Below are 19,861 nucleotides of genomic sequence, written 5' to 3'. Positions count from 1 at the left end.
CACTTCCGGCGGCACCATGCTTGATGTCAGTCGCGCTCACATGCATCCCTCCAGTTTCGGGCCAAGAATCAGGTTTGCGTCGGTCGCCTCCAGGACCTGACGGACCGACACGCCAGGTGCGGTCTCTTGGAGGACAAGCCCGTCTGCTGTGGGTCGAATCACTGCGAGTTCGGTGACGACCAGATCGACTCGCCTCACCGAGGTGATCGGGAGTGTGCAGCGCGGCACAATCTTGGAGCCGCTCCGGGATCGATGCGTCATGGCGACGATGACACGTCGCGCACCGGTGACCAGGTCCATTGCACCGCCCATTCCGGGAACCATCAAACCGGGCACCATCCAGTTCGCCAGTTGGCCCAGTTCGTCGACCTCCAGGCCACCCAGAACGGTCACATCCAGATGCCCGCCGCGGATCATTCCGAACGAGAAGGCGGAGTCGAATGCGCACGCCCCCGGCAACGCGCCGACCGGACGACCGCCTGCGTCTGTCAGGTTGATGTCCTCGAACCCCTCGCCAGGCAAAGGGCTCATGCCGATGATTCCATTCTCGGAATGGAAGAAGACGTGAAGTGACGCAGGGAGATACTGAGCGACCAGCGTGGGCAAGCCGATGCCCAGATTGACCCGGTCCCCGTCCTTCAGTTCGCGCGCAACGCGCCTTGCGATGACGTCCTTGTCACTCACGACACACGCTCCTTTCCGACGAGAACCTGTACCAGGACGCCGGGAGTGATCACACAGTCGGGAGCGATCATTCCGACCGGAACGATGCTTTCAGCTTCAGCGATCGTCGTCGCCGCCGCCATGGCCATCAGCGGATTGAAATTCCGTGCAGTCAGGGTGTACTCAAGGTTGCCGTAGTAGTCTGCGCGTTTCGCGCTGATCAGCGAAAAATCGGCGTGCAGAGCAGTCTCGAGCAGATAGTTTCGACCGTCCACCTCCAGCGTGCGCTTTCCCTCGGCGACCAGAGTTCCGACGCCTGTTGGCGTCAGTACACCACCCAGGCCGAAACCTCCAGCGCGCACTCTTTCAGCCAGGGTACCCTGAGGCACGAGCTCGACATCCAGCGACCCGTTGAGCATGAGCTGCTGCGTCACCGCGTTTGTCCCAATGTGACTGGCAATGACCTTGCGGACCAGGCCCGCGTCCACAAGGCGTCCCACGCCCACGCCAGGACGCGCTGTGTCATTGCTGATGAGGGTCAGCCCGCCGCGACGCTGCCGGATCAGTTCTTCGATAAGCCGGGCTGGGCAACCGACGCCCATGAAGCCACCCACCATGACAGTGGCCCCTTCCGGGATCATCGAGACTGCCTCCTCGATCGGGACCGCCTTCTTCATGCTGTCACACCGGGACGATCACTGCCGACATGTTGCGAGAACGCATGGCGCCGCGACCTCGACGGCCACGATGCTTGCGCGCCGGTGAGTTCGGCGTTGAGCCCGTTCCGAAGTTCCGTCAGGCTGGTTGATTCAACGGTCATGAGGTCCTCGCGAAGAGATCTGTTGGGCATGCACATTGGCCTGCAAGCCCGCCAACAGGACGAACGCACCCGCGCGCCGCGCAGTAGCGCCGCGAAAAAAGCTGGAGAGAAGCTCGCTCCCGTGGGGCGACCGTCAACGCATGTCAGTGCGTCGACGGATCGGGGCGGGGCACTAGCTCAAGCGGATCAGCCTTCGAGGGTCTTCCACATCTCAACGTCCCGCTCGGCAGTCCAGATGCGCGGATCGGTGTACTGGGTCGCCTCGTCATAGCAGCGTGTCACGTCAAACGGCATGCAGTGATCGAAGATCACCCAGTGACCGTACTTTGGTTTCAACGTTGCAAATGTGTCCTTGTAGACTGCATTCAAATCCATGCCCGCGGCCACACCCTTTTGCACATTGGCGTAGACATCGGCGATGAAGTCGCGCGTCTCGTTGAGCCCCTTGGCCACTTCATCTGGCGTGGTCAGCGCAGCCCCGCGGCCTGGCACCAGCGCCTTCGGCTTCAGCGCTGCGAGGTTGTCCAGCGTCTTGGGCCAGTCTTTGAAATACGCATCGCCAGCGTAAGGCGTGGCACCGAATTCGACCAGGTCACCCGACAGCAACGCGCCCTCGCCCGGCAGCCAGACCACCGTATCGCCCTTGGTATGGCCGCGGCCGAGTTGCAGCAACTGCACTTCGAGCTTGCCGAGCCACAAGGTCATCTTCCCGGTGAAGGTCATGGTCGGCCAAGTCATGCCGGCCGGCACCGTCTCGACGTTCTGGAACAGGCGTGGGAAGCGGCCGATCTCACTGGCCTTGTCCTGCTCGCCGCGCTCGACAATCAGGTCATACGTGTCCTGGCTGGCAATGATGTGCTGCGGCTCGTAGGCGCTCGCGCCCAGCACGCGCACAGCGTGATAGTGGGTTAGCACCACGTACTTGATCGGCTTGTCGGTGACTTCGCGGATGCGGCGGATCACGTCGGCGGCCATGGCCGGCGTGGCCTGCGTGTCGGCGACAAGCACTGCATCGTCACCGATGATGATGCCGGTGTTCGGATCGCCTTCGGCCGTATAGGCCCAAGCATGCTCGGAGATCTGACTGAAAGTGACCTTCTTCTCTTCGAGGTCGGCCTGGCTGGCGAATTTCTTGACGGCGGTCATGAGTAGTCCTTTGTGGGTGGTTGTATGGCGGTCAATGCGTGCCGAGGTAGGCAGCCTTCACCTTTGGATCGTTGAGGAGCTGGCGGCCTGAGCCCTCCAGTGTGATGTGGCCGGTCTCGAGCACATAGGCCCGGTCGGCCACTCCCAACGCCTGCTTTGCCATCTGCTCGACCAGCAGAATGGTCAATCCCGATTCGCGCAGTTGTCGAATCGCGTTGAAGATGTCCTTGATGATCAGGGGGGCGAGTCCCAACGAAGGCTCGTCCAGAAGCAACAGGCGCGGCTCGCTCATCAGTGCCCGTGAGATTGCCAGCATCTGCTGCTCGCCGCCCGACAGGGTTCCAGACATTTGGTCCTGGCGCTCACGTAGCCTGGGAAAGCGATTGAATTCGCGCTCGATGGAGGCATGTATTGCAGCAGCATCCTTCCTGCGGGAGTACCCCCCCAGCATGAGGTTCTCCCGAACGGTCTGGTCGGCGAACACGCCCCGGCCTTCCGGCGACATCGCAAGGCCGAGGGCCACGCGCTGATGAGCGCGCTCACTGGTGATGTCTTTCCCGTCAATCAGGATCCGGCCTTCGGCGACCGGCTCCAGCCCGCAGATGCTCTTGAGCAACGTGCTCTTGCCTGCGCCGTTGGCACCGATGATCGTGACCACTTCGCCCTGGCGGACCTCGAGGCTGACGCCCTTGACCGCCTGGATCGCCCCGTAGGCAACTTTGACTTTTTCGATTTTCAGCATAGTCAACTTTCCGTTCAGGCAGCGAGTGCCTCTTCGGGCTCGTCCACGCCCAGGTATGCCTCTACGACTCGAGGGTTGGCCTGCACCTCGGCTGGCTTGCCCTCGGCAATCTTGATCCCGTAGTCCAGGACGATGACATGGTCAGAGACCGACATGACGAGGTCCATGTGATGCTCGACCATCAGGATGGTCACTCCGCACTTGCCGATTCGAACGAGCAATTGACCCAGTTCGGCAGTCTCCTGCGGGTTGAGGCCGGCCGCCGGTTCGTCGAGCAGAAGCAGTTGTGGCTCGGTGGCGAGTGCGCGGGCGAGTTCAACGCGACGCTGCAGGCCGTAGGGCAAGCTGCCCGCGGCGTGATGGGCAAGATGCAGGAGGTCGACCAGTTCAAGCAGCTGAAGTGCACGGGCACGTGTTTCCGCCTCCTGCTTGCGCGCACTGGGGAGTGCGACCAAAGACGCCAGAAAGCCGTTCTTCATTCGGCTATGTCGCCCCAGCATGACGTTGTCCAGGACCGACAGATCGGCGAAAAGACGCAGGTTCTGGAACGTACGCCCCATGCCCATGCAGCAGATCGAATGGACCGGCCGGCCTGACACTTCCTCATTGAGGAACCGGATTGAACCTTCGGTGGGATCGATGAGGCCGGTCAACATGTTGATCATGGTGCTTTTTCCAGCGCCGTTTGGCCCGATCAAGGCATGTATGTGGCCGCGCTGGAGCCGGAACGAAACATTCTGTGCCGGCTTCACGCCGCCGAAATTCTTGGTGACGCCCTCGACGACGAGCAGTTCACCGCTGCCGACCGGGCCGATGCGCGTTGGAGTGCCACCTGCGGCCGAAGACTTGGGCGCGTCTTCGGTGCGGCGGAACCATTTGGAAAAGAATCCAACGACGCCACCGGGCATGACATAGAGAGCGAAAAGCAACAGGAAGCCGTACAGAAAGTGCTGGGCCGATGGCCAACGCGCCAGCAACGCATCAATGGCGGTGAGAAGGACCGTGCCCACCAGCGGCCCGTACTGCGATCCGGCTCCGCCGAAAAGTACCAGGAGCAAGATAAAGATGGACAGGTGGAAAGAGATGAAGTCTGAATTGATGTACTGGTTCTGCTGGGCCACCAATGCGCCGGCGATTCCGCACGTCACTGCCGCGATGACGAACGCAATCACCTTGGCACGGTAGACCCTGACGCCGACCGACGCCGACGCGATCTCGTCTGCCTGAAGCGAAAGCAGTGCGCGTCCGAACCGGCCTTGCATCAGGTTGAGCAGCAACAGATGCGTAACGGCACAGAGAACGATAGCAAGCCATACCCATTGGTTGGACATCAACGGTTGGCCGTTCCAGGTCAAGGCCTTGATGCCATAGATACCCTGCGGACCGCCGAACACCTCGGTCCATTCCCCCACGAGTTTCTCTACGACGATCCCAAACGCCAGAGTGACCATCGCCAGGTACGGACCCTTGACTCGCAGCGATGGCAAGGCAATCAGCACACCGCAGACACCGGAAATCGCTGCTGCTGCAACCAGTGCTAGCCATGGATTCATCTCGGTGCGTGTGGTGAGCAAAGCCACTGCGTAGGCACCTGCGGCAAAGAGGCCGGCTTGGCCGAGAGACTTCTGGCCCGCATAGCCCACCAGCACGTTCATGCCAGCAGCGCAGAGGTAATACACGCACATCATGAACACGATGCGCAGGTAGTAGTCGTTTCCGAAAAGAGAGGTGATGCCAATCAACGCCGCAGCGAAGAGCACGACACCCAGGGAATGTTGAGCGCGCTTCATACCTTCTCCACCAACTTCTTGCCGAACAGGCCCGTAGGGCGAAACGCAAGGACCAGGATCACAAGGGCAAACACCGCCACCTCGCGCCACTGGGCTTGCCAAAGATTCACCAGCGATTCCATCACTCCCAGCACAAAGCCACCGATGACGCAGCCTCGCGGGTTGCTCAGTCCACCGATCATGGCGCCTGAGAAGCCCTTGAGTCCGACGGTGAGCCCCATGAACAGCGATGCCTGGGCGATGGGCGCCAGAAGGAATCCGGACAGGCCTGCCAGCGCAGAGCTGACGACGAACGCGCCGATCATGACTGCATTGGTATTGATGCCCATGAGGCTGGCCACGTTGCCATTGGCGGCCACTGCGCGCATCGCCTTACCTACCATCGTCCGATTCATGACCCAGTCGAACGCGATCATGATGACGACGGCCACGGCCAGCGTCAGCAGTTCCTGCGGTCGAACACCGACACCGAGCAATCGGATCACGGTGTCTCCCACCGGCCCGGGCACGACCACCGGCTTGGGGCCCCAGATTGCGAGTCCAATGCTCTGAAGGATCACACCAAAGCCCAGCGTGCTCATCACCCATGCCATGCCGGGGCGTCCGGCAAACGGCCGCACGCCGATCGAGTAGAGCAGCCAGCCCAGCAAGCCCATGACGCCCAATGCCGCCGCCAGAGCCAGCAACTGAGCACCGGCGCCAGGCATTGCCTCGCCAAACGTAGTCGACGTCACGGGAAGTCCCAATACCAGGAAGAGCGCACTCATCCCGATGAACGCACCGGCCGACACGAACTCCCCGTGGGAGAAATTCATGGTCTTGGTGGTAGTGAACGTGATGCTGAAACCCAGCGCCACGAGTGCATAGGCGCCGCCAACGGCCAGCCCGCTGATGATTGCCTGTAAGAGTGCCTCTGTCATGATGTCTCCTGTCGCGCGAAGGCCGTCACCAACCCCGCAACGTTGTTGAACGATTACTGCTTGAAATCCGTGGGGCCAAACAAGGCGATCTTGTCGTCGCTGTAGGGCATCAATTTGCCGTCCTTCCAGCGAATCCAGACGCGATCCTTGGCGGTCAGTGCCTCGTGTTTGGTCTTGCTGAAAGGCTTTTCATAGGTCTTGAGCAGGCCCTGAACCGGTGTCTTGAGATCTTCGAGAGCCAGTCCGACGGCCGAGCCGTCTGTGGTCTTGGCCTGCTCCACTGCTTTGGCGTACAGCAGGCCAGAGTCGTACCCGTGCAACGCGAACGAGAAAGAGCCGGGCGCTTTCAATTTGGGTCCGACGCGGTCATAGAGCTTTTGTTGCGCGGGTGTCCGCGTTTCGCTGACCGTCCGCATGAACAGCGGCTTGTCCGCCAATGTCTTGCCTGCAGCGTCGTAGAACGTGATGTTGTCGGCAGCCCAGGAGGTGAGCGTGAGCGGAGAATAATTCAGCCTCTCCATGCTACGTGTCAGTTTCATCTTGTCTCCTTCAGGATCGTTTGTTCTTCGGCTGTCAGACAGCAAGGAATCCGCCATCGACCGCCAGGGTGATGCCGGTCACGTAGCGAGACATGTCGGATGCCAGAAAGATGACAGGCCCCACCAGGTCTTCCGTTTGCCCGACACGGCCCATCGGAATGCGCGTCATGAAAGCTGCCAGCCGCGCAGGATCGTCTCGGGTCGGCGCCGTCATCGGGGTTTCAATGACGCCTGGCGCCAACGCATTCACGCGCACACCCGCTGGTGCAAGTTCCTGAGCGAGCGACTGGGTAAACAACTTGATCGCGCCCTTGGAAGGTGAGTACCCCAAGCTCCCGGCCTGGCCGGCGTATGCGGCGATCGAGGCAATATTGATGATCGACCCCTTGGTGGCCTTGATCGCTGGCAGCCAGGCCATCGTCACGTTGAAGGTGCCGTGCACGTTGACGTCGATGGTCTTTCTCCAGTTCGCCTCGGCGTTATCGCTGGACATCGTTTCGCGAATGATGATCCCCGCGTTGTTCACCAGAAGGTCAATCTTCCCGATCTCCTTGTCCACGCGTTGCGCCAAGGCGCGGCAGGCATCCGAGGCCGTGACGTCGAGCACAAAGCCCCAAGCTTCCCCGCCCTCGGCCCGTACCAGTTCTGCGGTTTCCAGAACAGTTGCTTCGTTCACGTCGGCGACGATGACGCGAGCGCCGGCTTGCGACAAACCGAGAGCGAGCGCTCGGCCGTTGCCTTGCCCCGCTCCCGTAATCATTGCCAAGCGTCCCTCGAGCAATCGCGGCGCAACATTCGTTGGGTACTTCATCAAATCTCCTTGAGGCGCATTGGTGGTTCAGGCCACGCGGGTGAGCGCGACAGGCTTGCGACGCTCGGCGTTCGAGCTGATCTCGGCAGCGGCCTCTGCCTTGGCCAGGTGCATGGCAGCGACGTAGCCAAACGTCAACGCCGGCCCGAGCGTGATGCCTGCGCCCGGGTAGTTGCCGCCCATGATGCTTGCCGCGTCGTTGCCGACCGCGTACAGGCCCTTGATCGGCTTTCCGGCTGCATCGAGAACCTGGGTGTTCTCGTCGGTCACCAGTCCGGCAAAAGTCCCGATGTCGCCAATGACCAGCTTGATCGCATAGTAGGGGCCGGTTTGCAACGGTGCGACACAAGGGTTGGGCGTCACAAGCGCATCGCCCTGATACCGGTTGTAGGCCATGCTGCCTTTGCCGAAGGCAGGATCTTGTCCAGTGCGTGCCGCTTCGTTGAACTCTGCCACGGTTGACTCCAGCGCCTTGGCGGGGACACCGATCTGCTGCGCAAGATCGGCGACGCTGCCGCCGCGCTTCAGATAACCGGTGCGGAGATGACGTCCGATGGGAAGTGGAGACGGGGCAACGCAGCCCAGGCCGTAGTCGCGAAGTGCCTTGTGGTCGCAAATCAGCCAGGCGGAGACTTCCGGTTCACCCTTGCAGGCCTTGACCATGTCTTGCACAAAGTCATGGTAAGAATTGCCCTCATTGGTGAATCGCTTGCCCTTTGGCGTCACAGCGATCACACCCGGCTTGGCCCGATCGATGAAGTGTGGCATCACGCCTTTGGACCCATCGGCACGGGTGGTGACAGAGGCCGGTACCCATGCGGCAGCGTGGGGGATGGTCGAATCAACACGTCCACCGACTGCTTCGGCGAGACGAAGGCCGTCGCCGGTGTTCGCCTCGGGCGAGGGTGAATAGTGCTCCTTGCCCGTCGGTGCGTGTGGGAAGAGTTGCTTTCTGCGTTCGATGTCGTGCGGGAAGCCCCCACAAGCCAGGACAACACCACGCGTTGCGTTCACGCGCACTGTCTTGCCTTCGTGTTGAATCAAAGCGCCAGCGACACCGTCGTATTCGACGACGAGTTGCTTCACCGGAGAGGAAAGCCACACCGGTATCTGCAGATCCATGGCTGCTTTCGCCAGGCGCCCTGCCAATGCATTGCCGTTGGTCAATGTCATCCCGCGGCCCTTGGTGAGGACATCGAGGAAATGCTTGGTCAATCGCTTGGCCACATACACAAACGATGTAGGCGACTTGAAGGCCCGCATGAAGTGCTTGATCTCTGGCCCGGAGCCCAACATCATTCCGAACACAGTCAGTTCAGGCAACGGCGGCGCAAGTTGCTTGAGACGCGGGCCCAATTCCCGACCGTCAAAGGGGCGGGTCACCATCGAGCGACCACCGGGCTGGCCGCCCGCGGCTTCTGCGTGGTAGTCGGGAAACACTGCGGGCATGTCGAACTGCACGCAGGTGTTCCTGGTGAAGAACGCGATAGCTTTCGGCCCGTTCGCGAGGAAGGCGTCCACGCGCTTTTCATCGAAGTGCGTCGTCGCCTCATGCCTGATATAGGCCTTGGCCGCGCCGGGCGGCTCATGGATGCCTTGCTCCTCAGCGAGAGAGGTTCCAGGCACCCACAGCCACCCTCCCGAGCGGGCTGTCGTCCCGCCAAAACGGGCCTCCTTCTCAACCACCAGCACCTTCAGGCCTTGTGAAGCGGCCGTCACGGCAGTGGCCATCCCAGATGCGCCGGTGCCGATGACGAGTACGTCGACCGTGGTGCTTTCCTGTGTCATGCGGTGTCTCCGAATTCGAGTAGATGGGCTGATTGTAGTTGTCGTTCGTCTATTGTCAATGCATTCGTTAATCTCAAGGCGTATGATTCAGACAGATGCATCTGACCTAATCATGGAAAACCCTTATGGATACACTCGAAGCCTCTCGTGTTGATGTAAGCATTCCCATGGAAAAAAGCAGGCGTGGTATCCAGTCGATCGAAATCGGGGCCGGCTTACTGGTGCAACTCGCCCGGCATGTACGACCCCTGGCGCTGAAGGACCTCGCCAAGGCGTCTGGCCTGAGCCCCGGCAAGGCGCACCCTTACCTGGTCAGCTTTCTCAAGGTGGGTTTTGTCACACAGACCGATGCAGGCCACTACGAACTGGGCCCACTTGCGCTCCAGTTGGGCCTCACCCGCTTGCGGCGCATGGACCCGGTGAGGGAAGCCTCCCAGTTGGTTGAAGAACTCGCTGCAGCGACCAGCCAAAGCGTCGCAATCGCGGTCTGGGGGAATTTGGGGCCTACGATCGTGCGATTGGTCGAGCCAATCGAACCGCTGCATGTCAATTTGCGCGCGGGCACCGTGATGTCACTGGCCAACACCGCGACTGGACGACTTTTTGCCGCGTACATGCCGCCCAAGACGGTCGAGCAACTGCTGTCCCATGAGCTTGTGCGTTTGAGCTATGGAACTCCTGCAGAGGGTGTTCCTCCTCACGAGTCGTTGGAAGAAGCCCTCGCGGAGACTCGCAAGAATGGCCTCTCACGAGCGCTTGGCCACCCGATTCCAGGAATTGATGCCCTTTGTGCTCCGGTATTTGATGCGGAGGGTCACATCGTTTTGGGTCTGCTGGTCATGGGGCCGTCTGCGAGTTTCGACAGTTCATGGCATGGAAGCGTTGCCACCCCGTTGCGCCAATGCGCAACCGAAGTTTCGCGACGGATTGGCCGCGACGACACACCTCCCAAGTAGCTCTGCCAGCAAGACGCCAAGCTGTGGGGCGCCCTGGGCTGGGCAATGATCGTGGCGGCCGGTTCTCAGGAAACGGCAAGGCCTTCCGGCGGCGCGCCCAGTTTCTGTGAGATATGGGAGGCACAACTGCGAAGTGCCAGCGCGAGCGGTCCCTCCCAGCTCGTATCAAAAACGCTGGACGCTCCAATGGCAGTGATGCATAGAACGATCGCTCCTGAATGATCGAACACGGGGGCCGCCATGGCACTGATGCCCTGCAAAACCTCCCCTTCGGAGCGGCTCATGCCGTGCTCGCGCACGTCCTTCAACTGGCGCTCGAACTCCTTCCAGGAGGGTAAGGCGCGAGGAGGCGGCATACCCGGCGTAGTGGCTGAATCCGCCCCTCCCCGCCTCTCGCGCTGTCGTTGCTTCTCAAGCACCGTCTTGACGGTCTCAGTATCGAGATAGGCACCAAAGAGACGACCCGAAGCGGTATTGGTGATCGAGAAGACCGTCCCGTGGCGCATGTTGACGTGCACGGCCGCGGGCGACTCCTCCAGCCGCACGATGGTGGCGCCGCGTGAACCCCACACCGCAAGTGCAACGGTCTGCCCGATTTGCCTTGCAAGCTCGCCGATCAGGGGGGTGGCGACATGTACCGGGTTTGCCTGCTGCAAGCTGATGAGGCCCAACTGCAGAGACAGGGGCCCGAGCAGGTATCGACCGCTTTCCGGATCCTGCTCGATCAAACCTATGCGGCCAAAGCTCACGAGATAGGGGTGCGCCTTGGCTGCGGGCATGCGTGCCTCGCGGGCTAGATCCTTCAACGCCATGGGACGGCCAAAGCTGGCAAGTGCGAGCAACAACTGCCCTCCCACCTCGATGCTTTGGATTCCTCGCTGCGTGCGGTCGACAGAAGTTGGCATGTGAAATCCTTATGACAGTTGCATCTTACCGAACTGATTAGACATCATCGGATTTTCGCAGTATCATCTGGTTTGTTTTTAACGAACTTCTTATCCTTAGACAAATTTCGGTCCTCACGGTCGCAGACGAAAAACGCGGCCACGAATGCGCGCATACATGATCCGAGCCAAGGATTTCGTATGCCATTCGGAGGCGATGAGATGGCCCGCGGTCCAACTTGCAACCGCGGTTGTGTGAGGGTTTGGCAGTTCCCGGACGCAGATGCCGGTTGCCCGATGAGGGCGGCCTTTTTTCATTGGATTCTCACTAACGGGGACAGACACATGAAACCACTCGAACTGCAGCCGCACGCAACCGGCGCAGAAATCCAGGCGCTCGAGTTTGCATACGAGCGATCCGTCGATCAGGACAAGGATCTGCCAGCACGTCATCCTGTCGTGGTGGTGGGCGCCGGCCCGGTCGGCTTGAGTCTGGCGATCGACCTCGCGCAACGCGGCCAGAAGGTTGTGCTGCTGGATAACGACAACTGCTTGTCAACTGGATCGCGCGCGATCTGCTTCGCCAAGCGGACATTGGAGATCTGGGATCGACTGGGCATCGGCGAATCCAGCGTGGCCAAGGGGGTGTCCTGGAACGTCGGCCGGGTCTTTTTGGGAGACGAGCAAGTGTTCCACTTCGACCTGCTGCCCGAAGCCGGACATGAGCGGCCAGCCTTCGTCAACCTCCAGCAATACTATGCGGAGGCCTATCTGCTGGAGCGGGCGAGCCGCCTTCCGAACCTGGAAATCCGCTGGAAGAATGAAGTCGCCGCGCTTGAGCAACTGGACGAAAGCAAGGGTGGCGGCGTGCTCCTTGGCATCGACACACCAGACGGACGCTACGAACTCATTGCCGACTACGTTTCAGCATGCGATGGGGGCAGGTCTGCTGTACGCAGGCTCATGGGTTTGGAGAGCAAGGGCCGCATCTTCCAGGATCGATTCCTGATTGCCGACGTAAAGATGGCCATCGACTTTCCCGCCGAACGTTGGTTCTGGTTCGACCCCCCATTCCATCGGAATCAGAGCGTGCTGCTGCACCGGCAGCCGGATGGCGTGTGGCGCATCGATTTCCAGTTGGGATGGGACGCCGACCCTGAGGAGGAAAAAAAGCTTGAGCGCATCACGCCACGCGTCAATGCGATGATGTTGCAGGCACTGGGGCACGAAGTTCCGTTCGAGTTGCAATGGGCCAGTGTCTACACCTTCGTGTGCTTGCGCATGGACCGTTTCCGTCATGGGCGCGTCATTTTCGCGGGCGACAGTGCGCACGGCGTTTCTCCCTTTGGCGCACGCGGAGCGAACTCTGGCGTGCAAGACGCCGACAACCTGGGCTGGAAACTCGATCTTGTGCTGCGAGGCGAAGGCGATGACGCGCTGCTGGACAGCTACGGCTCGGAACGCGAATATGCAGCCGATGAAAACCTCCTCAACTCCACGCGCGCGACCGACTTCATCACACCAAAGAGCGAGATCAGCAAGCTTTTTCGAAACTCGGTGCTCCAGTTGGCCGGGACCTACGATTTCGCTCGGCGTGTCGTCAACAGTGGCCGGCTCTCAGTGCCTGCAACGCTACGACACTCGCCGCTCAACACGCCCGATCGTGACACCTTTGAAGGCGCTGCGGTGCCGGGTGCGCCAGCGCTTGATGCTGCCGTCCAAAGCAACGAGAAGGACGCCTGGCTGTTGCGGCATCTCGGAGGCGATTTCCAGCTCTTGATCTACGGAGACCAAGTGCCTCCTTCTTTGGCCGATTGCCGACTGAAAAAAGTGCTGGTCGTTCCCCAAGGCTCACAGCCCCAGCGGTCCGAGACCACGGTGGTTCTGCGTGACCACCAGGGATCATTCGCAAAGCGCTACGACGCAACTGCGGGTAGTGCATGGCTTGTCCGCCCAGACCAGCACATCTGCGCGCGTTGGCGCACACCGAGCGCCGCCGCGGTGGCTGCCGCCCATGCCCGGGCAACCGGGCACCTGTCCCAATCCACACCCGTTATCGCCGCAACCGCCGAAGTGGAGTAATCATGCCCCTCGTAACCGAACTGAATTTCAACGCTGCAGATGACTTCTATGAAGCCCTCATCGACACCCACAAAGATCTGACCATCGATCAAAGCCACGAATTGAACGCAAAGCTTGTTCTCATACTGGCAAATCAGATCGGCCAGTTCGACCTCCTCAAGGAGGCGCTTGATGGCGCACGAGCAAACACCCTTCGTTGAGCACCGCTATGAACAAAGAGTTGACCTATCAGACCGGCTTCGGCAACGAGTACGCCACCGAGGCCATTCCCGGCGCCCTGCCGCAGGGTCGCAACAGCCCACAGCGCGCCCCTTTCGACCTGTATCCGGAACTCATCTCGGGCACCGCCTTTACTGCGCCGCGCCACGAGAATCGTCGCACCTGGATGTACCGCCGCCAGCCGTCGGTGGTATCTGGTCGGTACAAGCCATATGCTCAGGAACAATGGAAGACCGGTGCCAACCGCGAGATCGCCCTTCCGCCCGAGCCGATGCGCTGGGCGCCGATCCCGCTGGACAATGCGGACGTCGACTTCATCGACGGTGTCCACACCCTGGCCGCCAACGGTGATGTCGAGGCACAAACAGGCATCGCCGCGCACTTCTACCTCGCGAGCCGCTCGATGGAGCGCCGAGCTGTCGTCAATGCGGATGGCGAAATGCTTTTTGTGCCGCAGCAGGGCCGCCTTTTGCTCACCACTGAATTAGGCGTGCTTGAGGTCAAGCCGGGCGAGATTGCTCTTGTGCCGCGCGGCGTGGTCTTCAAGGTCGCACTGCCGGACGGGGTCTCGCGTGGCTACCTGTGCGAAAACTACGGTGCGCAGTTCCGTCTGCCGGAGTTGGGCCCGATCGGCTCAAACGGCCTTGCGAACGCGCGCGACTTTCAGGCACCCGTCGCCGCCTTTGAGGATGCGAGCAGCAGCTACGAGCTCATCAAGAAATCGGGGGGCCGTTTCTGGTCGGCGCCGACAAAGCAATCACCGTTCAATGTCGTCGCGTGGCACGGCAACCTCGCGCCGGTGAAATACGACACGGCGAACTTCATGACCATCGGCTCGATCAGTTTCGACCATCCCGATCCGTCGATCTTCACGGTGCTGACCTCGCCCTCGGACACACCCGGCACCGCCAACTGCGACTTCGTGATCTTCCCACCGCGCTGGCTGGTCATGGAAGACACCTTCCGTCCGCCCTGGTATCACCGCAATCTCATGAGCGAATTCATGGGCCTTGTCTATGGCGAATACGACGCCAAGCCCGGTGGCTTCAAGCCCGGCGGTGCCAGTTTGCACAACTGCATGGTGCCGCACGGCCCCGATGAAGAAGCGTTCGAGAAGGCGAGCCACAGTGACCTCAAGCCGCAGAAGCTCGACAACACACTGGCCTTCATGTTCGAGAGCCGCTACCGCTTCATCCCAACCGAATTTGCGATGCAAAGCCCTGCACTCGACCAGAACTATGCCGACTGCTGGGCCGGCCTCCAGGACAAATACAAGCCATGAACACATTGAACGCAACCCACGACCCGAAGCTGCGCAGTTGGGTGGCCTCGGCCAACGCAGCTGGCTGTGACTTTCCAATACAGAACCTGCCCTTCGGTCGCTTCAGCCACGCGTCGGACGCGGCGCCGCGCATCGGCGTCGCGATCGGCGACCGGATCCTCGATTTGCGCAAGGCGGGCCTGATCGACACCGACGACATGAACTTGCTGATGGCGGCCACGCCCGAAAAGCGGTCGACGTTGCGAGCGCTGATCTCTCAGGGCCTGGCCGAAGGCAGTGCACGCCAAGCGGAGTGGGAGTCGGCCCTGGTCAGCCAGGCATCGGCGACGATGCTCGTGCCCTGCCGCATTGGCGACTACACCGACTTTTACACCAGCGTGCACCACGCGACCACGGTCGGCAAGCAGTTCCGCCCCGACAACCCGCTGCTTCCGAACTACAAGTGGGTGCCGATCGGCTACCACGGACGCGCTTCGTCGATCGGCGTCAGCGGTGAACGATTCAAGCGTCCTCAGGGACAGACCAAGGCACCGGACGCCGTGGTCCCGACGCTGGGCCCTTCGAAGCGGCTGGACTACGAGCTTGAACTCGGCTGGTTCGTCGCGCAGGGCAACGCACGCGGGGAACCTGTAGGCATGGGCACCGCCGAAGCACACCTCTTCGGCGTGACACTGTTCAACGACTGGTCGGCACGCGACATCCAGGGTTGGGAATACCAGCCGCTGGGCCCGTTCCTATCGAAGAATTTCGCCAGCACTGTCTCGCCCTGGCTGGTCACAACCGAAGCTCTGGCACCGTTTCGGGCTGCCTTCGAGCGGCCTGCCGATGATCCGCAGCCACTGCCCTACCTGGACTCGGAGACCAACCGCGCGACAGGTGCGTTCTCCATCGAGCTGGAAGTCCTGTTGCAGACCGCCAGGATGCGCGAAGCCGGCGAAGCACCCGTTCGCCTGTCACGAACCAACACCACTCGCGCAGCCTACTGGACGCCGGCACAGCTCATCGCCCACCACACGGTGAACGGTTGCAACCTGCAACCCGGCGACCTGCTGGGCTCGGGCACTTTGTCAGGCCCCGAAGCGAGTGAGGCGGGCTCGTTGATGGAATTGACGGGAGGCGGCAAGCAGCCAATCACGCTGCCCAATGGTGAGCAGCGCAGCTTCCTCGAAGACGGCGACACGCTCGTCATGCGCGGATGGTGCGAGAGCGCAGGCGCAGTGCGCATAGGCTTGGGCGAAGTCAGCGGGACGGTCGTTTCCTGAGAGGGGGCGTGGGCCTTTCGAGGCCTGCCCCTGCGACTTCGGACCTCGGCCCGCCTGACTCAAAGACAAGTACAGCGACCGGCAAATCTGTTAGCCATGAACACAAATCTGCAAACGGTAGGCCTGCCAGGCCTTAGAGGCGCGGAGCACATTGGCTTCACGGTCCCTGACCTTGAAGAAGCAACCAGGTTCTTCGTGGACGTGCTGGGTCTGGACCAGTTTTACGATCGCGGCCCGTTCTCGTCGAATGACAACTGGATGCACGACACACTCAATGTGCATCCGCGCGCTGTCATGCGCAAGCTTCGGTTCTTCCGCTGTGGGCACGGCACCAACTTTGAAGTTTTCGAATACGAGTCGCCCGACCAGAATCGGGATCAGCCGAAGAACAGCGATGTAGGTGGCCACCATATCGCGCTCTACGTGTCCGACATCCACATGGCGGTCGAGTATTTGCGCTCCCATGGCGTCCGTGTCCTTGACGAACCTCGTCAAGTTGCGTCAGGCGCACCCAACGCAGGTGTGTGGTGGGTGTATTTCCTTGCGCCTTGGGGCATGCAGTTCGAGTTGGTGAGCTTCCCGCGCGGGAGCAAACCCTACGAACAGGATCTGGATCGAAAGCTTTGGAATCCGTGCGATCCCGAGCTGTGAGAGGTCCAGGACAAGCAGAAGTCGCCGCCAGGCACAACAGCCGACAGCTGGCTTCGCATGCGGCGTCAGCGATCAGGCCCGCACACGCTCACGCTTCTTTTCGCTCCTCATGATCGAAGCATCGACATCCGCCAACGTGGTACCGCCGAGAACGACCTCGACGGCACGATCCGCAAGGTCCGAAACCTCGCCCAGGGCCTGCGAAATGTTGCGTCCGACCAGGCAAGCCGGGCTCGGCGCGGTGCGGTGAAGATGAAACACACGAACTGCCTCCACCGCCTTGTACACGTCGAGCAGCGTGATGTCCTGCGGCTCCTTCGCGAGTTGCGCGCCGCCCCCGGACCCCATCTGTGAGCGGGTCAGTCCAGCATCCGCCAACGAAGAAAGGAGCTTGCGGATCAACGCAGGGTTGGTGTTTACGCTCAAAGCAATCCGCTCCGAGGTCAGGGGTCCACTCTGCCCGCGAATCGCCAGGTACGAGAGGATGTGAACCGCCAAAGCAAAACGAGTACTGCTAGCCAAGATATGTCAGCCGAATGATGAATCTGTAATCATTACGATAACACATGCTCAACGCTCAAGAGTCTTACTCGCAGGCGTGATCATTCGAGCCCAATGCCGAAGCAGGCTGGACCATTTGACACAGCGCCTTCAGCCCACACGAATGCACACTCGCGCGACGCGCTGAAACCGAATGAAGCCGTTCCCCTTCAAACGTTCTCACGCTGACGAAGTACCTCATTGCTCTGGCGGAAGGCCTGCGCGCTTTGCTCTGAATGTTGCGCTGGGGCTTGGGCAAGATGAAGTCCGCAAAGATAGCCAAACGTCACCGCCGGCCCCAACGTAATACCGGCCCCGGGGTACGCCCCTCCCATCACGCTCACAGCATCATTCCCCGCCGCGTAAAGCCCTTCAATCGGCACTTTGTCCGCATTGAGCACTCGACCATGATGGTCCGTGCGTAGACCGGCGTACGTTCCGAGGTCGCCGAGCACCAGCTTCACCGCATAGAAAGGCCCGACATCGAGCGGTCGAATGCAAGGATTGGGCACATTGCGAGGATCGCCCATGAAGCGGTTGTAGGCGGAGCCGCCCTTGTTGAAGGCAGTGTCGACACCATTCGCTGCATCGCGGTTGAACGCATCGATGGTGGCCTGAAACGCGATGGGATCGATGTTCAGTTTCGCTGCGAGTTCGGGCGGCGTACGTCCTTGCTTCAAGTAGCCGCTGCGCAAGTGCCGACCGATCGGCATGGGGAACGCGGCGGCGTTGCCCAATCCATAGTTGCGAAGGGCTTGCCGGTCACACACAAGCCATGCAGTGGCTTCAGTCTGCCCCCGGCACGTCTCAATCATGGCCTGTCCAAAATCATGGTAGGAGGCGGCCTCGTTGACAAAGCGCTTGCCCGCAGTGTTGACAGCAATCACGCCGGGCTTCGCACGATCAATGAAATGAGGAAGGATGCCTTTTGTTCCGTCAGCGCGCGAAGTCACCGAGACTGGCACCCAGGCCGCAGGCTGCGATAACTGGGCGTCAAACGCTGCGCCAACCAGTTCCGCCATTCGCTGGCCGTCCCCTGTATTGGTTTCAGGTGTTGGGGAATAGTGCTCCCTACCTGTTGGCGCGTGCGCGAAAAGTTGTTTGCGCCGGGCGAGGTCATGCGGGAAACCGCCACATGCCAGTACGACTCCGCGTTTCGCTCGCAACTCGATCTTCTCTCCGTCGCGCTCCACCACAACGCCGACAACCCGGCCATCAGCCACCGTCAGCCGCCGTGCGGGAGCGGATGCCCACATGTCGATGCCAAGGCCGAGGGCTGACTTGAGGAATCGCGCGGCGAGCGCATTGCCGCTCGTCAAAGTCATCGGCCGGCCAAATCGCAGCACGTCGAGCGCGTTCCCCGCAAGCCGACGCGCCACATAGGCAAACGACTGGATCGACTTGAATGCCCGCAGGAAGTGCCAGATTTCTTTCCCCGATCCGAGCATCATCCCGAACACGGTCAGTTCAGGCAAAGGAGGCGACAAACTGGTGATCGCAGCGCCAAGATCGGTTCCTCGGCAAGGGCGCGTCAGAAGCGAGCGCCCTCCGGATGAGGCGCCATGCATCTCCGGGTGATAGTCGGGATAGTGGGGAGCCGCATCGAACTGTACGGACGTGTTGGCGCCCAGAAAGTCGATCGCTGCGGGGCCGTGCTTGAGGAACGCTGCAAACTGGTGGGGATCGAAGTGTCCCTTGGCCTCGTCGCAGACATATTGCTCGACAGCGCCAGGCACCTCGCTGATCCCCGCGGCCTTCGATTGCGAAGCGCCTGGGACCCACAACCATCCGCCAGATCTTGCTGTTGTGCCTCCAAACGTCGAGGCCTTCTCAACGACGAGCACTTTCAGGCCGTGCAACTTCGCAGTCAATGCCGCAGACATTCCGGCAGCACCAGAACCGACAACAACCACGTCGTAGCTCGTTTCATGTGTGCTCGTCACGCGTTCTTGCGCTGATTCCAGGGGGTGCATGTCTGACTTTCTTGCCAAGCCGGTGAAGTGGCCCGGACCATGGATGTTTAGATTGCCGGGCTGGAATGAAGACACGCAAGGGCGCGCCCTCAAGAACCCGGCGTGCTACTTGTAGATGTATTCGGTCCCAAACAACCGGGACGTACCGCCCTCGATGAAGTGACCAATATCGTGCAGGATCTCATCCCGGCCACGCGGAGAGTCGAAGTACCGGTTGATCATCGCGTCTGCGCTCGGAAAGTGCAGATCCGACATGCCGCGGATACCGGGTGCTCCTTCGGTAAGGACCTCGTCAACCCAGTGACGCACGTATCGGGCAAGGCCGATGTGTACCTTCACCGCGAGATCCTGGTGGCGTGCCCAACTGCGCTTCACAGCCGAATCTGGCATGTCCGAATAGAAGAACAGACCTCGCATCAGCTTGTAGCCGGGCGAAGGATTGCCCTGCAACTGCTCCGGTCGCTCAAGGACGACTGTCTCGCTCATTCGGTAGACATGGTGCACAGGGGCATGGACGGCAAGCTCTTCCGCGAGCGGCTGCGTGGCACGCTCGAACGCTTCACGGGAGTCAAACCACATCTGGGCGATGAGGTCGTAGGGTTCCGCCCGAGCTGACTCGGCGCCACCATACAGCTCCAGTCCAGGCGGGGGTACGGTGTCAACGTTGACCCTATACCCCTTAAGCCCTTCGGCGCTCGAGAGAAGCCGATTTGCATACTGCTCCAGGTACCATCCTCTCAATGCGTCGCCTTGCCCTGAGCTGGCGCGTAAGAGCGTCATGAACTGCATCATC

General features: G+C 60.9%; 19 protein-coding genes. 6 read left to right on the top strand and 13 right to left on the bottom strand.

Annotation, left to right across the window (positions count from 1 at the left end):
* Positions 1 to 36 precede the first annotated feature (36 nt).
* From QTI66_RS28440 to QTI66_RS28400, 9 genes are all read right to left on the bottom strand, one after another.
* Entirely contained in the window at positions 37 to 684 is a 648-nt protein-coding gene (locus QTI66_RS28440) for a 3-oxoacid CoA-transferase subunit B (protein ID WP_286563559.1), read from the bottom strand.
* The gene (locus QTI66_RS28435) at positions 681 to 1,340 is read right to left on the bottom strand and encodes a CoA transferase subunit A (RefSeq protein WP_286563558.1); all 660 of its coding nucleotides are present in this window, start codon (positions 1,338 to 1,340) and stop codon (positions 681 to 683) included. Before QTI66_RS28435 ends, QTI66_RS28440 begins: the two co-directional genes overlap by 4 nt.
* A gap of 329 nt (positions 1,341 to 1,669) precedes the next feature.
* Positions 1,670 to 2,629 carry an MBL fold metallo-hydrolase gene (locus QTI66_RS28430; RefSeq protein WP_286563556.1) on the bottom strand — a complete coding sequence of 320 codons (960 nt, stop codon included), beginning with the start codon at positions 2,627 to 2,629 and terminating at the stop codon, positions 1,670 to 1,672.
* Between the two features lie 31 nt (positions 2,630 to 2,660).
* Entirely contained in the window at positions 2,661 to 3,371 is a 711-nt protein-coding gene (locus QTI66_RS28425) for an ABC transporter ATP-binding protein (protein ID WP_286563555.1), read from the bottom strand.
* Positions 3,372 to 3,385: 14 nt separating this feature from the next.
* Positions 3,386 to 5,161 carry a branched-chain amino acid ABC transporter ATP-binding protein/permease gene (locus QTI66_RS28420; protein ID WP_286563554.1) on the bottom strand — a complete coding sequence of 592 codons (1,776 nt, stop codon included), beginning with the start codon at positions 5,159 to 5,161 and terminating at the stop codon, positions 3,386 to 3,388.
* Positions 5,158 to 6,081: a branched-chain amino acid ABC transporter permease gene (locus QTI66_RS28415; RefSeq protein ID WP_286563553.1), complete on the bottom strand. Its 924-nt coding sequence runs from the start codon at positions 6,079 to 6,081 to the stop codon at positions 5,158 to 5,160. Before QTI66_RS28415 ends, QTI66_RS28420 begins: the two co-directional genes overlap by 4 nt.
* Positions 6,082 to 6,134: 53 nt before the next feature.
* Complete coding sequence (locus QTI66_RS28410) at positions 6,135 to 6,665, bottom strand: type 1 periplasmic-binding domain-containing protein (RefSeq protein WP_286563552.1); 531 nt, start codon at positions 6,663 to 6,665, stop codon at positions 6,135 to 6,137.
* Positions 6,655 to 7,431: an SDR family NAD(P)-dependent oxidoreductase gene (locus tag QTI66_RS28405; RefSeq protein ID WP_286563551.1), complete on the bottom strand. Its 777-nt coding sequence runs from the start codon at positions 7,429 to 7,431 to the stop codon at positions 6,655 to 6,657. The genes QTI66_RS28410 and QTI66_RS28405 overlap by 11 nt, the downstream gene beginning before the upstream one ends.
* Positions 7,432 to 7,458: 27 nt before the next feature.
* Positions 7,459 to 9,219, bottom strand: coding sequence for an FAD-dependent oxidoreductase (locus QTI66_RS28400; RefSeq protein WP_286563550.1), 1,761 nt, complete (start codon positions 9,217 to 9,219; stop codon positions 7,459 to 7,461).
* 167 nt (positions 9,220 to 9,386) lie between these two features.
* Here QTI66_RS28400 and QTI66_RS28395 point away from each other — a divergent pair, with 167 nt between their 5' ends.
* On the top strand, positions 9,387 to 10,175 hold the full coding sequence (locus QTI66_RS28395) for an IclR family transcriptional regulator (protein ID WP_286563622.1): 789 nt from the start codon (positions 9,387 to 9,389) through the stop codon (positions 10,173 to 10,175).
* Between the two features lie 65 nt (positions 10,176 to 10,240).
* On the opposite strand, the gene QTI66_RS28390 is transcribed toward QTI66_RS28395, so the two are convergent.
* Complete coding sequence (locus QTI66_RS28390; protein WP_286563549.1) at positions 10,241 to 11,080, bottom strand: IclR family transcriptional regulator; 840 nt, start codon at positions 11,078 to 11,080, stop codon at positions 10,241 to 10,243.
* Between the two features lie 324 nt (positions 11,081 to 11,404).
* On the opposite strand from QTI66_RS28390, the gene QTI66_RS28385 reads away from it, so the two are divergent.
* From QTI66_RS28385 to QTI66_RS28365, 5 genes are all read left to right on the top strand, one after another.
* Positions 11,405 to 13,141 carry an FAD-dependent oxidoreductase gene (locus QTI66_RS28385; RefSeq protein ID WP_286563548.1) on the top strand — a complete coding sequence of 579 codons (1,737 nt, stop codon included), beginning with the start codon at positions 11,405 to 11,407 and terminating at the stop codon, positions 13,139 to 13,141.
* A gap of 2 nt (positions 13,142 to 13,143) precedes the next feature.
* On the top strand, positions 13,144 to 13,341 hold the full coding sequence (locus QTI66_RS28380) for a DUF2783 domain-containing protein (protein WP_286563547.1): 198 nt from the start codon (positions 13,144 to 13,146) through the stop codon (positions 13,339 to 13,341).
* Positions 13,342 to 13,349: 8 nt separating this feature from the next.
* A complete protein-coding gene (hmgA, locus tag QTI66_RS28375) occupies positions 13,350 to 14,642 on the top strand; it encodes a homogentisate 1,2-dioxygenase (RefSeq protein ID WP_286563546.1) in 1,293 nt (430 codons plus the stop codon).
* Complete coding sequence (fahA, locus tag QTI66_RS28370) at positions 14,639 to 15,904, top strand: fumarylacetoacetase (protein WP_286563545.1); 1,266 nt, start codon at positions 14,639 to 14,641, stop codon at positions 15,902 to 15,904. The genes hmgA and fahA overlap by 4 nt, the downstream gene beginning before the upstream one ends.
* A 96-nt stretch (positions 15,905 to 16,000) precedes the next feature.
* Positions 16,001 to 16,555: a VOC family protein gene (locus QTI66_RS28365; RefSeq protein WP_286563544.1), complete on the top strand. Its 555-nt coding sequence runs from the start codon at positions 16,001 to 16,003 to the stop codon at positions 16,553 to 16,555.
* 72 nt (positions 16,556 to 16,627) lie between these two features.
* On the opposite strand, the gene QTI66_RS28360 is transcribed toward QTI66_RS28365, so the two are convergent.
* From QTI66_RS28360 to QTI66_RS28350, 3 genes are all read right to left on the bottom strand, one after another.
* Positions 16,628 to 17,077, bottom strand: a complete 450-nt coding sequence (locus tag QTI66_RS28360) for an Rrf2 family transcriptional regulator (RefSeq protein ID WP_286563543.1) — start codon at positions 17,075 to 17,077, stop codon at positions 16,628 to 16,630.
* Between the two features lie 188 nt (positions 17,078 to 17,265).
* Positions 17,266 to 19,068: an FAD-dependent oxidoreductase gene (locus QTI66_RS28355; RefSeq protein ID WP_286563542.1), complete on the bottom strand. Its 1,803-nt coding sequence runs from the start codon at positions 19,066 to 19,068 to the stop codon at positions 17,266 to 17,268.
* Between the two features lie 105 nt (positions 19,069 to 19,173).
* Positions 19,174 to 19,860: a hypothetical protein gene (locus QTI66_RS28350; RefSeq protein WP_286563540.1), complete on the bottom strand. Its 687-nt coding sequence runs from the start codon at positions 19,858 to 19,860 to the stop codon at positions 19,174 to 19,176.
* Position 19,861: the final 1 nt, after the last annotated feature.

It is taken from the genome of Variovorax brevis, assembly GCF_030317105.1.
In the GTDB taxonomy this organism is placed as follows: Bacteria; Pseudomonadota; Gammaproteobacteria; order Burkholderiales; family Burkholderiaceae_C; genus Variovorax; species Variovorax brevis.
The sequence above is the reverse complement of the archived record's forward strand: the minus strand, read 5'-3'. Positions and strand labels throughout refer to the sequence as shown.